The sequence below is a fragment of the Sinorhizobium saheli genome, from assembly GCF_001651875.1.
Lineage (GTDB): Bacteria > Pseudomonadota > Alphaproteobacteria > Rhizobiales > Rhizobiaceae > Sinorhizobium > Sinorhizobium saheli.
Window position 1 is genome coordinate 231,636 of sequence record NZ_LNQB01000073.1, and the last position, 13,985, is coordinate 245,620.

16 protein-coding genes are annotated in these 13,985 nt (G+C 64.1%); 8 read left to right on the plus strand and 8 right to left on the minus strand.

The features are described 5' to 3' along the window. The first annotated feature begins 132 nt into the window (after window positions 1-132). Window positions 133-345, plus strand: coding sequence for an alkylphosphonate utilization protein (locus ATB98_RS14530; RefSeq protein WP_066874818.1), 213 nt, complete (start codon window positions 133-135; stop codon window positions 343-345). 149 nt (window positions 346-494) lie between these two features. Here the strand turns inward: ATB98_RS14530 and ATB98_RS14535 are convergent, their stop codons facing one another. Then, window positions 495-917 carry an organic hydroperoxide resistance protein gene (locus tag ATB98_RS14535; RefSeq protein ID WP_066874820.1) on the minus strand — a complete coding sequence of 141 codons (423 nt, stop codon included), beginning with the start codon at window positions 915-917 and terminating at the stop codon, window positions 495-497. Between the two features lie 115 nt (window positions 918-1,032). Between ATB98_RS14535 and ATB98_RS14540 the strand changes: the two genes are divergently transcribed. After that, the gene (locus ATB98_RS14540; RefSeq protein WP_066874822.1) at window positions 1,033-1,509 is read left to right on the plus strand and encodes a MarR family winged helix-turn-helix transcriptional regulator; all 477 of its coding nucleotides are present in this window, start codon (window positions 1,033-1,035) and stop codon (window positions 1,507-1,509) included. Between the two features lie 96 nt (window positions 1,510-1,605). On the opposite strand, the gene ATB98_RS14545 is transcribed toward ATB98_RS14540, so the two are convergent. Next, window positions 1,606-2,370, minus strand: coding sequence for a L,D-transpeptidase family protein (locus ATB98_RS14545; RefSeq protein ID WP_066874824.1), 765 nt, complete (start codon window positions 2,368-2,370; stop codon window positions 1,606-1,608). A gap of 315 nt (window positions 2,371-2,685) precedes the next feature. On the opposite strand from ATB98_RS14545, the gene ATB98_RS14550 reads away from it, so the two are divergent. Beyond that, the gene (locus ATB98_RS14550; protein WP_066874826.1) at window positions 2,686-3,345 is read left to right on the plus strand and encodes a glutathione S-transferase family protein; all 660 of its coding nucleotides are present in this window, start codon (window positions 2,686-2,688) and stop codon (window positions 3,343-3,345) included. Here ATB98_RS14550 and ATB98_RS14555 read toward each other — a convergent pair. Next, the gene (locus ATB98_RS14555; RefSeq protein ID WP_066874828.1) at window positions 3,305-4,231 is read right to left on the minus strand and encodes a LysR substrate-binding domain-containing protein; all 927 of its coding nucleotides are present in this window, start codon (window positions 4,229-4,231) and stop codon (window positions 3,305-3,307) included. The two genes, ATB98_RS14550 and ATB98_RS14555, sit on opposite strands and share 41 nt — an antisense overlap. A 158-nt stretch (window positions 4,232-4,389) precedes the next feature. Here ATB98_RS14555 and ATB98_RS14560 point away from each other — a divergent pair, with 158 nt between their 5' ends. Next, window positions 4,390-4,587: a hypothetical protein gene (locus ATB98_RS14560; RefSeq protein WP_066875579.1), complete on the plus strand. Its 198-nt coding sequence runs from the start codon at window positions 4,390-4,392 to the stop codon at window positions 4,585-4,587. 54 nt (window positions 4,588-4,641) lie between these two features. Further along, window positions 4,642-5,007, plus strand: coding sequence for an MmcQ/YjbR family DNA-binding protein (locus ATB98_RS14565; RefSeq protein WP_066874830.1), 366 nt, complete (start codon window positions 4,642-4,644; stop codon window positions 5,005-5,007). 13 nt (window positions 5,008-5,020) lie between these two features. On the opposite strand, the gene ATB98_RS14570 is transcribed toward ATB98_RS14565, so the two are convergent. Next, entirely contained in the window at window positions 5,021-5,641 is a 621-nt protein-coding gene (locus ATB98_RS14570; protein ID WP_066875580.1) for a glutathione S-transferase family protein, read from the minus strand. Between the two features lie 43 nt (window positions 5,642-5,684). Next, complete coding sequence (locus ATB98_RS14575; RefSeq protein ID WP_066874832.1) at window positions 5,685-6,692, minus strand: asparaginase; 1,008 nt, start codon at window positions 6,690-6,692, stop codon at window positions 5,685-5,687. 160 nt (window positions 6,693-6,852) lie between these two features. Here ATB98_RS14575 and ATB98_RS14580 point away from each other — a divergent pair, with 160 nt between their 5' ends. Beyond that, window positions 6,853-7,590 carry a DUF3750 domain-containing protein gene (locus ATB98_RS14580; RefSeq protein ID WP_066874834.1) on the plus strand — a complete coding sequence of 246 codons (738 nt, stop codon included), beginning with the start codon at window positions 6,853-6,855 and terminating at the stop codon, window positions 7,588-7,590. A 245-nt stretch (window positions 7,591-7,835) separates the two neighbouring features. On the opposite strand, the gene ATB98_RS14585 is transcribed toward ATB98_RS14580, so the two are convergent. The 3 genes from ATB98_RS14585 to ATB98_RS14595 all read right to left on the minus strand — a co-directional run bounded on the left by ATB98_RS14585 (window position 7,836) and on the right by ATB98_RS14595 (window position 11,504). Next, window positions 7,836-8,837: an NAD(P)H-quinone oxidoreductase gene (locus ATB98_RS14585; protein ID WP_066875581.1), complete on the minus strand. Its 1,002-nt coding sequence runs from the start codon at window positions 8,835-8,837 to the stop codon at window positions 7,836-7,838. Between the two features lie 157 nt (window positions 8,838-8,994). Continuing rightward, a complete protein-coding gene (locus ATB98_RS14590; protein ID WP_066874836.1) occupies window positions 8,995-10,794 on the minus strand; it encodes a GGDEF domain-containing protein in 1,800 nt (599 codons plus the stop codon). A 161-nt stretch (window positions 10,795-10,955) separates the two neighbouring features. Further along, complete coding sequence (locus tag ATB98_RS14595) at window positions 10,956-11,504, minus strand: HdeD family acid-resistance protein (RefSeq protein ID WP_066874838.1); 549 nt, start codon at window positions 11,502-11,504, stop codon at window positions 10,956-10,958. Window positions 11,505-11,648: 144 nt separating this feature from the next. Here ATB98_RS14595 and betI point away from each other — a divergent pair, with 144 nt between their 5' ends. Both betI and betC read left to right on the plus strand, forming a co-directional pair. Next, window positions 11,649-12,236 (plus strand): transcriptional regulator BetI, encoded by a 588-nt coding sequence (gene betI / locus ATB98_RS14600; protein WP_066874840.1) that lies wholly within the window; start codon window positions 11,649-11,651, stop codon window positions 12,234-12,236. Between the two features lie 210 nt (window positions 12,237-12,446). Continuing rightward, window positions 12,447-13,985 carry a choline-sulfatase gene (betC, locus tag ATB98_RS14605; RefSeq protein ID WP_066874841.1) on the plus strand — a complete coding sequence of 513 codons (1,539 nt, stop codon included), beginning with the start codon at window positions 12,447-12,449 and terminating at the stop codon, window positions 13,983-13,985.

Below are 13,985 nucleotides of genomic sequence, written 5' to 3' on the forward strand. Positions count from 1 at the left end.
AATCACCCGCACAAATGCGGCAAAAACAAACAGATAGAGCAGTGGCGCGAACGTGTGTGAGCGCATTCCGCTCTAACGCGGCTCGGCTCCGGCATGCCGCCCGAGAGATTGTTGCCGTCTGAAAGGATCGACATGGAAGTCAAGGATTCGAACGGCGCCATCCTGAAGGATGGCGACAACGTCACGCTGATCAAGGATTTGAAGGTGAAGGGCACCTCCACGACGCTGAAGCGCGGCACGCTGGTCAAGGGCATTCGCCTGACGGACGATCCGGACGAGGTCGAATGCCGCGTGGAAAAGATCAAGGGACTGGTGCTGCGCACCGAGTTTCTCAAGAAGGCCTGAAACGGCCGCGCGCTCCGCGTGGAACATGTCTCTCGGATAGCCATGCGGCGCTCGAAGGGGGCCCGCGACCCCGACCGATGACCGGCCGGAGTTCCCCGCGGGGAACTAGCCCGGAGCACCGCTCCGGGCTACCGCTTTCGGCAAGGCCTTCAGGCTACCGTCAATTTGACGTCGACATTGCCCCTCGTCGCATGGCTGTAGGGGCAAACGATATGCGCCTTCTGGACGAGGTCCTCGAGAACGGCCTTGTCGACGCCGGGCGAGGAGATTTCCAGCGCCGCATCGATGTAGAAGCCCGTGCCGTCGTCGCGCGGGCCGATGCCGACCGTGCCCGTCACCTTCGTGTCTTCCGGAAGCTTTACCTTCTCCTTGCCGGCGACGAATTTCAGCGCGCCGAGGAAGCAGGCGGAATAGCCGGCGGCAAAGAGCTGCTCGGGATTGGTGCCGCGTGCGCCGTCGCCGCCGAGTTCCTTCGGAAGGGTGAGCGTGACGTCGAGGACGCCGTCGGTGCTCTTGGCCTGGCCGGCGCGGCCGCCGGTCGCGGATGCGGTGGTGCGATAGAGGATGGGCATGGCAGTCTCCTTCTCTGGTGGGTTGATCGACAGGCATCTTAATAGCGCAAAATTAAATTGCGCGCAAATTAATTTTGCAAATTGCATTGCCGTCCTGAATTTGCGACAATGCATCATGACCACGAAAGCGGCAAAATTCGATACTCCCACCGATGAGGCCCTGGCGCTCGGCCGCCAGCTTTGCTTTGCGGTCTATTCGGCCGCCCACGCCTTCAATCGCACCTACAAGCCGATGCTCGACCGCTTCGGCCTCACTTATCCGCAATATCTGGTGCTGCTCGCCCTCTGGCAGCAGGACGGGATGACGGTGAAGCGGATCGGCGAAGAACTGGGTCTCGATTCGGGCACGCTTTCGCCCCTGCTCAAGCGGCTGGAAGCCGCCGGCTATATCGGCCGCATGCGCGACCCGGCCGACGAGCGGCAGGTCATCGTCAGCCTGACCGAGAGCGGCCGCAGGCTGAAGACCGAGGCCTTCACGATCCTGGCTCAGATCGGCAAGGCGACCGGATGCAGCCTCGAGGAGATCGGCGAGCTGCGCGACGCGCTGCAGCGGCTGACGCGGCGGCTCGCCGACAATCCGCAAGGAGACTGACCGGTCGAAGCGTCCGGGTTTCCCCTTAATCAAAGACCCCTCGCCAACCCCTCTCCTTGCGGGGCCGTTGTGGGGAGGGGTGCTGGCCTCCGACGGTCAGATGACCAGAATCGGCGCCTTGCCGCGCACCCGGTCGTAGAGATCGATGACGTCCTGGTTGATCATGCGGACGCAACCGGACGAGACCGCCTTGCCGATCGACTGCCATTCCGGCGTTCCATGGACGCGATAAAGCGTATCCTGCCCGTTCTGGAAGATGTAGAGCGCGCGCGACCCGAGCGGATTGTCGAGGCCCGGAGGCATGCCGCCATTGCTCGCCGAATATTTCGCCAGCACGGGCTGGCGGGCGATCATCGTGTCCGGCGGCGTCCATCGCGGCCACTTCTGCTTCCATTGGATCACGCCGCGGCCCGACCAGGCGAAGCCCTCGCGGCCGAGACCGACGCCGTAGCGCGTGGCGCGGCCTCCGGATCCGATGAGATAGAGATAGCGGTCGGCCGTATCGACGACGATCGTGCCGGGCGCCTCGCCGAACGGATCGGCGACCTCCTGGCGATAGAAGCGCGGATCGATCTGCCGATAGGGCACCGCCGGAACCAGGAAGCCGCCATCCTCCTTCGCCGCGTAGACGTCGGCGTAATGGGCATCCTGCGGCGGAAGGCCGACCGGGTCCTCGGGGACGACTTCGCCGGGCTCGACCCAGCGGTTTTCAAGCGCGGGATTGCGGTAGACCGGCATTGTCTCCTGGCGAAAACGGTCGGTATTCATCGAGGAGGTGCAGCCCGCAAGCCCGGCGGAGGCAATTGCGAGTCCGGATGTGCGGAGAAACTGGCGTCGGGATAAAACAGGCAGCGATGACATCGAACTCTAACGGGTTTGAGTGGGGCGCCGGGGTGAGAGCGGCGCGACATCGTGTCTGCAATCCGCGTGCTCCGCTCCGATGGCGAGATCAACGTGGCCCAGGATTGAATCACTCCGAAGCCATCCTGATGGTTACCGACAAGTCGGAGTGGGACGCAAGCGGAAACCGCTCTTCGCTTCTCGTCCAAGCTTCGTATCTACGGGTGGCGTCGGCCTCGCATCAAAAGATTTCATGCGATCCATCAATGTCCGACGCTTCTGCCGATGGCGACCATTGCTTAAAACGAAAGCCATCGCTGGTGCAGGAGGCCCGACATGCTGACGATCTATGGCGTTTACCGCTCGCGCGCGTCGCGCAACTACTGGATGGCGCGCGAACTTGGCATTCCCTTCAAATCCGTGCCGGTGATCCAGGCGCGGCGGCTCGAGGACCCGCTCGCCGCAGACGCACCGTTGAACACGAAATCGCCGGGCTTCCTTGCCGTCAATCCCATGGGGCTCATCCCCGCGATCGACGATGACGGGCTGGTGCTGACCGAGTCGCTCGCCAACAATCTCTATCTCGCCCGCAAGCATGGCGGGCCGCTGGCGCCGGCCGACATTGCCGAGGAGGGCCGGATCGGCACCTGGACCGTGTGGGCGGCGACCGAGGTCGAGCCGCACGCCGTGAAGATCATCCTCGCCTATGACGGCGGCACCGAGAACACGCCGGAGGGCCGGGCGTTGATAGCCGCCTGCGCCCGCTCGCTCGAGAAAGCCTTCGGCGTGCTCGAGGCCCACCTTGCGAAGAACGATTACATCGTCGGCAACCGCTTCACCGTCGCCGATCTCAACCTCGCGGAAGTCTTCCGCTACACGATGAGCCAGACCGCCCTTTTCGAAACCCACCCGCGCGTGAAAGCCTGGCTCGCACGGTGCCAGTCGCGGCCGGCCTTCAAGGCGATGATGGAGGAACGGATGAAGGAGCCGGAATAGCGGCAAGCTGCCGCATTCCCTCTTCCACTTCGTCGCGCACCCAGCGCTTGAAAGCAATGACGGCCTTGCTTTCGCGTCGCAAAGCGGAGGTGACGAAGTAATGGGCGAAGCCGGTCCTGGCGCATATGCCGAACGGCGCCACCAGGCTGCCCTTCATCACCGCGTAGCCCGCCAGCGTCTGCCAGGCGATCATCACGCCCTGGCCGGCAATGGCCGCATCGAGCGCGAGCGAGGCATCGTTGAAGGTATGGCGCACGGTCATCCGGGCGCCGGAAAGACCGGCTGCCTTCAGCCATACCTCCCAGGAAAACATCGCATGCTCGTCGATGACGGCCGGCAGTTTCAAAATGTCGGCCGGAACCCGCAATCCGGCAGCGAGCGCCGGTGAGCAGACGGGAAAGACCTCCTGTTCGAGAAGCAGCTCGGAGCGCACGCCGGGCCAGCCGCCCGAACCGACGCGGATGGCGAGATCGACGTCGGAAGCGTCGAGGTTGGCGAGCTTTGTCGTCGCGTCGATTCTGAGCCGGATTTCCGGATGGCGCTCGGCAAAGCCGTTCAGCCGATAGACCAGCCAGCGAGCCGCAAACACCGGCGCCACCGACACCGTCAGCACCGACTCGTCGCGCCGCCGCGCCTGCACGACGGCCTCTGCGAGTTCCGCAAAGGCGGTCGACAGCCGCGCGAGCAGCGGCCGGCCGGCATCGGTGACCACAAGCCCGCGCGGCGACCGCTCGAAGAGCACCCGCCCAAGCTGCGCCTCCGTCTTGGCAATCTGCTGGCTGACGGCGCCGGGCGTGACGCCGAGCTCCTCGGCGGCGGCGGCGAGCGAGCCCAGGCGGCCGGCCGCCTCAACCGCACGCAAGCCGTTCAAATGGACCGTGTTCAGTCTTTCATATAGTTTTTCTAAACATCGAACGCGGCAATCTCAATTGCAAACTGCGCCCGACACGCAGATTCTACTGACAATCCCCCGGCGATCGAGGGGCATTGGCGCGGCCTTCGCCGCGCCGGCCGCAGATATGCGGCGTCGAAAGGACGGCCCTCATGCTGAAGGTTTTCTCTATGCTGAAACGTGCCGCAATCCCCTCCGGCGATCCAGCGGAAGCGCCCGCCGACTGGCTCAAGGACCCGCTGCAGCATCCCGTTCTCGCGCGCATGGACGAACGCGCGCTTGCGGACCTGCCGTTTCCGGGATGGCCATGGCCGCGCGTCGGGATGAGCGAACCTTGCGATTGCAGGTGATCGGCGGCCGTTGCCGAGGTATCATTCCTCCCTCTCCAAACGGCGGACCGACACATGGCGGATGACATGGAGCGTTCTTTCGAGCGTGTACGGCGGCTGGCGGAGGCCGCCGGGCTGCCGGAAACGACCGTCGGCACGTCCTACGGAACGCCGGCGCTGCTCGTCAAAGGCAAGAGCTTCGCCCGCATGAAGGACGCCGAAACGCTGGTCGTCATGAGCGCGCTTGAAGAAAAGGAGATGCTGATGGAGCTCGATCCGTCGCGCTTCTTCGAGACCGATCACTACAAGGGCTGGCCGGCGATGCTCGTGCGGCTCGCCATTATCGACGACGAAGCGCTGACGCAAAGGCTGATCGCCGCCTGGCGCGAAAAGGCGCCGAAGCGGCTTGCAGAGCGTTTCGCTTCCACCGCGCCGACCTGACCCGAGTCTTCTTCTAGGCCCGCACCTGCGCCAGCACCCTGGCGACCGCCGGCCGCTCGGCCATTCGATTGCGATGGTCGAGGATTTTCGGAAATTGGCCCGGATCGACGCCGTCGGCCTCCAGCCAGCCGGCAATGGTGAAGAGGTAGGGATCGGCGATCGTATAGGTCCCGCCCATGACGAAAGGCCCGGCGAACATCGAGGCTTCGACGAGCGCGAAGCAATCGGCCATGTTCTGCGGCACCTTCGCCTTCATCGCCTCGTGAGCGGCCGGATCGTCGGCCCAACGCGCGCCGCGCCGCGCATGCGCATGGGCGACATGCACCGTCGAGCAGAGATAGCTCAGGAACGACTGCAGCCGTGCAAACTCGAACGGATCGTCGAGCGGCGCAAGCCGCGCCTCCGGGAAGCTCTGGGCGATAAAGGCGAGGATCGCCGGCGTCTCGGTCAAGGTGCCGCGCTCGGTCGCGAGCGCAGGCACCCGCCCCTTCGGATTGACCGCGAGATAGTCGGGCTTCGTCTGCTCGGCCCTGGAAAAATCGACGCGACAGGCCTCATATGGCACGCCGACCTCCTCGAGCGCGATATGCGAGGCGAGCGAACAGGTTCCGGGCGCATAGAACAGTTTCATCATCATTCTGCCTCCTGCTGTTGCGGCGGCGGTCGCAGCCGTCGAGCTACGCCGCGAGGGCGTCGGTTACGCGCACGTCGCCGACATGCATGCGGTTCCAGTTGCGTATCGAATGGTTGGCCTGAGCCATCAGGCCCGCATGGATTTCCGGCTCATCCGCAAAGAAGCGCGCGAGCGTTGCCGCGACCATCGCCTCGGCGGCGCGGGTCGCTCCATCCTCGCATTTGAGCGCGATGCCGATGCCCTTCTCCGGGATCGCGGCGCAGAAGACCCCCTCGGCGCCGGTCTTGGCAAAGATGCGGCCGGGCGCGAGCTTCATCAGCCGCGTGCAGGCGCGTTTGGTGCCGGCGACGTAGAAGGGCTCGGCCATGCAGGCGTCGATGAGCCGCCTCGAGGCACGGGCCCGCCCCGGCCCGAGGCCTATGCCGGTCGCCATCCTGGCGAAACCATGGGCAAGCCCCTTCAGCGGTACGGCATAGGTCGGGATCGAGCAGCCGTCGACGCCGCAATTGTCGCGCGCGAGGATCGCTCCGGTCAGGCTCGCCATGACGCCGCGGATTTCCTGCTGGAGCGGATGATCGTAGCCGATATAGCCGCTCACCTCGGTGCCGGAATGGCAACAGGCACAGATGAAGCCGGCATGCTTGCCGGAGCAATTGTTGTGAAGCGCGCTCGGGGCTTCGAGCGAACGCGCCTGCGCAATCAGCGTCTTCTGGTCCGAGGACCAATGAGCGCCGCATTCGAGCGCATGGTGGTCGCGCCCGGCCGCCGCCAGCATCTCGGCCGCGAGCGCCACGTGTTCCGGCTCGCCCGAATGCGAGGAGCAGGCAAGCGCCAGAGCCTTGGCGCCGAAGCCGTAGGCGTCGGCCGCGCCGCTCTCCACCAGGGGCAGGGCCTGCATCGCCTTGCAGGCGGATCGGGGGAAGACGGCGGCGTCCGTTTCACCAAGCGAGAGCAGCGTCCTGCCGTCACCGTCGACGGCGACGACCGTGCCGCGATGGCGGCTTTCGACCAGGTTTCCGCGCGTCACTTCGACCAGAACGGGATTCGACATGCCCTGCCCTCAATTTTCCAAGTTTTAGCTACTGCATGATTCTCTCAATCGGAATCAATTTACGCAGCCATTCAAAGTGCTTCTGGACCTTTGCGCGTTCGATAAACGAGCGGCGCTCCATGCATCTATCAGGATTCAACCGGAAGAAAAGTCATCGGTCATGAAATACGCCCGCAGGCTCTTCCTCGCCTTCGCCATGGTCTATCTGCTTCCCGCCCTGACATCGGCCGGTTTCTGGTATTTCAAGGAGCGCCCGCAGAGCTGGCGGGAGGCAGACTGGTCATCGGCGGGTGTTCTCCCCAAGGCCTCCCTCACCCAGGGGGCGGCGATATACGTCCTTTCGGCCACGACCGGCGGGATGAAGGGCGCGGTGGCGAGCCATGCATGGATCGTCACCAAGGAGGAAGGAGCACCCGCCTATAGCCGCTATGAAAAGGTCGGTTGGGGCAGGCCGATCCGCAAGAACGCCTATGAGGCGGATGGCCGCTGGTACTCGAACGAACCGCGCATCGTCGTCGCCCTCAGGGGCGAGGTCGCGAAGCGGCTGATTCCGAAGGTCGAGCGGGCGATAGCCACCTACCCCTATTCGTCGCCCGGCGCCTACCGCCTCTGGCCGGGGCCGAACTCCAACACCTTCGTGGCCCACGTGCTGCGCTCGGTGCCCGAGCTCGATGCCGTGCTGCCGCCGGACGCGGTCGGGCGCGACTATCTGCCCGAGGGGCGGTTCTTCGCGATCGATGCCGATGGCCGCGACCTGCATGCGACGCTTTACGGGCTCGCCGGCATTTCCGCCGGCTGGCGCAGCGGCCTGGAAGTGCATTTCATGGGACTGGTGGCGGGCTTCGACATTGCGAGGCCCGGCGTAAAGATACCGGCGATCGGCCGGGTCGGGATTTAGCCGTGAAAAGGAAAAGGGCCGCGTTAGCGACCCTTCCATGAGTTTTGGCCCTGTGAATGGCTGGGCCGGGCGGGCCCAAGGAAGGTGGGGATCAAGCCGAGGGCTGCCTCGACTCCTTCACCTCTCCGATGCCTGTCACGAGGTCCGAAATCTCATTAGACATTGGATCACCTTCCTTTCTGTTGTTGCCTATCGCTCCAACGTAAGCCGTTCCGGCGCGAATACAAGGGCGGCCATCGTCTTTATCAGGCGATCCGCATCACGATTTTGCCGATATGGCCGCCTTCCTCCATCAGGCCGTGGGCTTCGGCAATCTCCTCGACCGGCAGGACCGCGTGAATGACCGGGGCTACTTCGCCCGATTCCAAGAGCGGCCAGACGTTTGCCGCGAGGCCGTCGCGGATCGCCTGTTTTTCGGCCGCCGTGCGTGGCCTGAGGGCCGAGCCCATCACATGCAGCCGCTTCGTCAGGATCGGCGCGATGTTGACATTCTCGACGCGGGCGCCGCCGAGAAAGGCGATGATCGACAGCCGCCCGCCCCTCGCGAGCGAGCCGATATTGCGGTCGAAGTAGCCCCCGCCGACCATGTCGAGGATGACGTCGATCCCGCGACCGCCGGTTTCCTCGAGGATGACGGCCTTGAAATCCTCCTCGCGATAGTTGATCGCCCGCTTCGCCCCGAGCGTTTCGCAGGCCGTGCACTTGGCGGCGCTTCCCGCCGTCGCGAAGACCTCCGCACCAAAAGCCTTGGCAAGCTGGATCGCCGCGGTGCCGATGCCGCTCGTGCCGCCGTGGACGAGGATCGTTTCGCCCCGTTTCAACCCGGCCATGTCGAAGACGTTGGCCCAGACGGTGAAGAGCGTCTCGGGCAGTGCCGCCGCCTTCACCGCGTCGTAGCCGCTCGGCCAGTGAAGCGCCTGCGTCGCCGGCACCGCGCAATATTCCGCATAGCCGCCGCCATTGGCGAGCGCGCAGACCTTGTCGCCGAGCGAGAAGCCCGTCGCCCCTTCGCCGAGCGCGGCGACTTCCCCCGCGACTTCGAGGCCGAGAACGGGGCTCGCGCCCGGCGGCGGCGGATAGTCGCCCTTTCGCTGCAGCACGTCCGGCCGGTTGATGCCGAATGCCTCGACGCGGATCAGGATGTCGCCCTCATTCAGCGGCGGCAGCGGCCCGCGCGCGAGAACCATGTTCTCCGCGCCGCCCGGGCTCGGCAGGTCGACATAGGTCATTTCGGTCGGGAGGGTCATGGCGGCATCCTCGAAAAGCGGCAATCCGCCTATACCTAACGCATGCCGCGCAGAGTCCGCAGCGGTTTTCTGATAAGGACATGCATAAAGCGCATCGCACCGATCCGTCCAACGCGACGCGCTTTGAGCCCCTGAAAGATCGCCTTCGACGCGCCGCTCAATCCCGGTCGAGCGGCTCCAGCACGAGGCCGTCTTCGCTCGCCTTGGCGCGCGCCTTTATCTCGGCGATCCGCTTGCTCACCATCTGGCTGTCGGAGAGGATGAAGCCTTCCGGAAGCTCGAGCACGGCGATGGAACAGCGCATCAGCGGGAAGTCTCGCGTGATGCCGTCGCGGCCGTAGCCGCTGATTCCGCCCGCGGCCTGATGCTCCGGCGTGTAGAGCTGGCGGACGTCCAAGCGGAAATCGTCGATGAGGCGCATCAGGACCGTGCGGATTTCCTCCTCGGAGAAACCGCTGACACCGACGAAGAAGTCGTCGCCGCCGACATGGCCGAGGAACTTCTCCTCGCCGATGAAGTGGCGACGCAAGAGCGCCGCGAACAGGGTGATCGCCAGATCCCCCTTCTGGAAGCCGTAGGCATCGTTGAAGGGTTTGAAATCGTCGAAGTCGCAATAGCAGAAATAGCGCGTCTGATCGCCGTCGAGGATTGCATCTTGGACATAGTCGCGGATCGCGCGGTTGCCCGGAAGGCCGGTCAGCGGGTTCTGCTCCTGGGCCATCTTGAGCTGTTTTTCGTTGATGATCTTCAAGAGCGACGAGGCGGAAAGGATGCCGGCGTAGCGCATGTTCTCCGTCAGGATGACGCAGTCGCTGCCGTCCATGCCGGCGAAAATCTTCAGCATCTCGTCGGCCGGTGTGTCGAGATCAGCGATCGGCGCCGGCGTGACGAAATGCGAAATGCGGCGCTGATAGATGCGGTTCTTCAAAAGGTCGCGGCCGAAGGGGTGATAGATCATCTCCTTCACGTGATACTCGTGCAGGATGCCGCGCGGCTCGCCATTGGCGTTCAGCACCGGAAAGAAGGCCCGGCGCGGATTGAGGCGGAAGAGATCGAAGACGGAGTCAAGGTCGTCGCGTTCCTTGACCGCCGGCAGCTGCTCAATCTCCTTCCTGATCAGGATGCTGTCGAGCGTCGACGAGGGGCGCCGTATGCTGCCTGCCGGTTCGAGATGAGCATAGGTCGGCTGCAACTCGGTGAGATGCGTGGTTGGACGGGCGACGAAATAGCCCTGCATCAGATCGCAGCCGAGATCGCGGCAGACGAGAAACTCCGCCTCGGTCTCGACGCCCTCGGCAATCACCCGGGTGCCGAGCACATGGGCCATATTGACCGTGTGGCGAACGAGGTGGCGCTTGCGGGGATCTGCCTCGATGCCGGAGACGAAATGCCGGTCGATCTTCACATAGTCGACCGGCTGGTCGCAGAGCAGTTGCAGACCGTTGAAGCCGGCGCCGAAATCATCGATCGCCAGCTTGAAACCGGCAAGCCGTAACTGCCGCACAAGCGCGGAGAAATCCGGCATCTTGCCGCTGTCGAACCGTTCCGACAGCTCGAAACAAATGGAGGACGGGGCAATGTTGGAACGCTTCAAATGGTTGACGAGGCGCTCGACGATGTCCCCCTCGCCGCCGACGAGCCGCGAATCGAAATTGAGGAACAGCGTGCGCGCGGAGAAATCCGGAAGCGTTGCAAAGGCAGCGACCGCACGGCTGTTGATCAGGTGCTCGAGCGCCAGCAACTGCCCCGCGCCCTCGGCCTTGTCGAGCAGTTCGAGCGGCGAGGCAAAGCCCAGGCGCTCGAAGCCTCGCACCAGAGACTCGTAGCCGAAGACCGCCCCGGTCGTCGCCTCCACGATTGGCTGAAAAGCATTTTCGATCACGAGTTTGGCGAGCGTTATGATCTGGTCGTCGCCGAAGCGGCGAAGCGACAGGACTTCTACGGGGGCGGCCGACATGCGGGCTCCAGGGAAAAGATATACGGACGCGCGCCAGCATCGAAGTCATGCGTCAACGAAATCTTTCGCGAATGTGAAAGTTTGATGAAGGTTCGGCGCTCGAAGTAGAGCGCGCCGAAACGCACTCGCTTGGGTTGCCGCGATTGTGCGCGCCCGGCGGCTCAGCCCCGGACGAGAACGCCGAAGGCGATCGCGGCAAGCCCCTGCATGACGAGATCGACCGCCAGGAACAGGCCCAGGATCCAGAGGCTGTCGACCGGCCAGCCGGGGGCGATGACGAGGCCCGCGAGCAAGGTAACGATCCCACCGATGACCATCCACCCCCAGCCGTGGAGCGGCCGGAGCTTGAACCCGACCCAGATGCGGAAACAGCCGGCAACGATCAACGCCACCGCCAGGAGGAAGGTCAGGACGGAGGAGGCAAGCAGCGGGTTGACGAAGGCGAAGAGACCCGCTGCCGTATAGAAGGCGCCGCTCAGCACCCAGTATAGAACGCTCTCCCAGCCCTTGACCTGAAAGGCATGGAGAAGATTGAGCAGGCCGCCGATCAGCATGACGATGCCGACATAGTAGACGGAAGCGACCGTGGCCATCAGCAGATTGCCGAAGGCAATGCCGCCGAACATGATCAGCAGCACGCCGAGCGCGACGAACCATCCCCATTTTCCGGCCACGCCCTCTCTGGCGGCCGGATCGTATGCATGGGCCATTTTCAACCTCCAGCCCTTCCGGGAAGCATCGATGCCACCTCGTGATTGAGCCGGATTTTCAAGCAAAAAGAAAGGAAAAAGCGGCAAATTTTTATTGATTGATGAATCAATCAAAAATAGACTGTGCCGTGAGAGGAGCTTGGCATGCCGAGAATTGGAATGGAGCCGGTGCGCCGCAAGGCGCTGGTCGATGCGGCGCTGCGCGTGATCGGCGACCAGGGCACGCTCGCCGTCACCATGTCCGAGATCGCCCGGACGGCCGGCGTCTCGCCGGCGCTCGCGCATCACTATTTCGGCAGCAAGGACCAATTGCTGATCGCGACGATCCGCAGCCTTCTGGCAAAGCTCCGCGACGATGCGGTGGGCGCGCTGGAGGCGGCGGCAACGCCGCGCGAAAGGGTCAGCGCGCTGATTCGCGTGAGCTTCCGCGCCGACCAGTTCGCTCCCGAAACGGTCGCCGCCTGGCTCGCCTTCTATTCCGAGGCGCAGCGTTCGGAGGATGTCCGCCGCCTGCTCGTCATCTACGCGCGGCGGCTGCGCTCCAATCTGCTTGCAAGCCTCAGGACCCTTTGCCCGGCCGATGACGCGGAGCGGATCGCCGAAGGCGCGGCGGCGATGATCGACGGGCTTTACATCCGGCAAAGTCTGAAGTCGGCGCCGATCAGCATCGAGGCCTCGATCGCGCTCACGGAAGATTATGTGAATGCGCATTTGCGGGCGAACGGAGGGTGAGTTGGAGATGAACCTGCCGTTCCTGCAAGCGGCCGCCCCTCATCCGGCTGCCGCCACCTTCTCCCCGCAAGCGGGAGAAGGGATATGCCGCGCCGCCCAAGTCCCCTCTCGCCGCGTGCGGGGAGAGGGGTAGTCCCCGCGTCAAACCCGGGGAGAAGGGCAAGACGCTAACAATCAGGACGCAAATCCAGCCTTCGAGGGACCAACGACGTGACCACCGGAAAGCCGAATATCCTGATCATCATGGTCGACCAATTGAACGGAAAGCTCTTTCCGGACGGCCCCGCCGATTTTCTGCATGCGCCGAACCTGAAGGCGCTGGCCGCGCGCTCGGCGCGCTTCCGCAACAACTACACCTCTTCGCCGCTCTGCGCGCCCGCCCGCGCCTCCTTCATGGCGGGCCAACTGCCGAGCCGCACCCGCGTCTATGACAACGCGGCCGAATACCAGTCCTCGATCCCGACCTATGCGCATCACCTGCGGCGGGCCGGCTACTACACCGCCCTTTCCGGCAAGATGCATTTCGTCGGGCCGGATCAGTTGCACGGCTTCGAGGAACGGCTGACGACCGACATCTACCCGGCGGATTTCGGCTGGACGCCGGATTATCGCAAGCCCGGCGAGCGCATCGACTGGTGGTATCACAATCTCGGTTCGGTGACCGGCGCAGGCGTCGCCGAGATCACCAACCAGATGGAATATGACGACGAGGTGGCGTTCCTGGCGAACCAGAAGCTCTATCAGCTATCGCGCGAGAACGACGACGACGATCGTCGCCCCTGGTGCCTGACGGTCTCCTTCACCCACCCGCACGATCCCTACGTGGCGCGGCGCAAGTTCTGGGATCTCTGCGAAGACTGCGAGCACCTCCTGCCGGAGGTGGATGCCATCCCCCTGGAAAATCAGGACCCGCATTCGCAGCGCATCATGCATTCCTGCGATTACCGGAACTTCGAGTTGACGGAGGAGAATATCCGCCGCTCACGCCGCGCCTACTTCGCCAATATCTCCTATCTCGACGAAAAGGTCGGGGAGCTTGTCGATACGCTGACGCGGACGCGGATGCTCGACAACACGCTCATCCTTTTCTGCTCCGACCATGGCGACATGCTCGGCGAGCGCGGGCTGTGGTTCAAGATGAACTTCTTCGAAGGCTCGGCGCGCGTGCCGCTGATGGTGGTCGGACCGGGCGTCACCGCTGGCCTGCACCTGACACCGACCTCGAACCTCGACGTGACGCCGACGCTTGCCGATCTGGCCGGCATCTCGATGGACGAGGTGAAGCCCTGGACCGACGGCGTCAGCCTCCTGCCGATGATCAACGGTGCGGAGCGGACGGAGCCGGTGATGATGGAATACGCGGCCGAGGCTTCCTATGCACCGCTCGTCGCCATCCGCGAAGGCAAGTGGAAATATATCCACTGCGCGCTCGATCCGGACCAGCTCTACGACCTCGAAGCCGATCCGCTGGAGCTTACCAACCTGGCGGAGAAGCCACGCGGCCCCGTCGATCAGGCGACGCTCACCGCCTTTCGCGACATGCGCGCCGCCCATTGGGACATGGAGGCCTTCGACGCCGCCGTGCGCGAAAGCCAGGCGCGGCGCTGGGTGGTCTACGAGGCGCTCAGGAACGGCGCCTATTACCCCTGGGATCACCAGCCGCTGCAGAAGGCATCCGAGCGCTACATGCGCAACCACATGAACCTCGACAATCTCGAGGAATCCAAACGCTATCCGCGAGGAGAATGA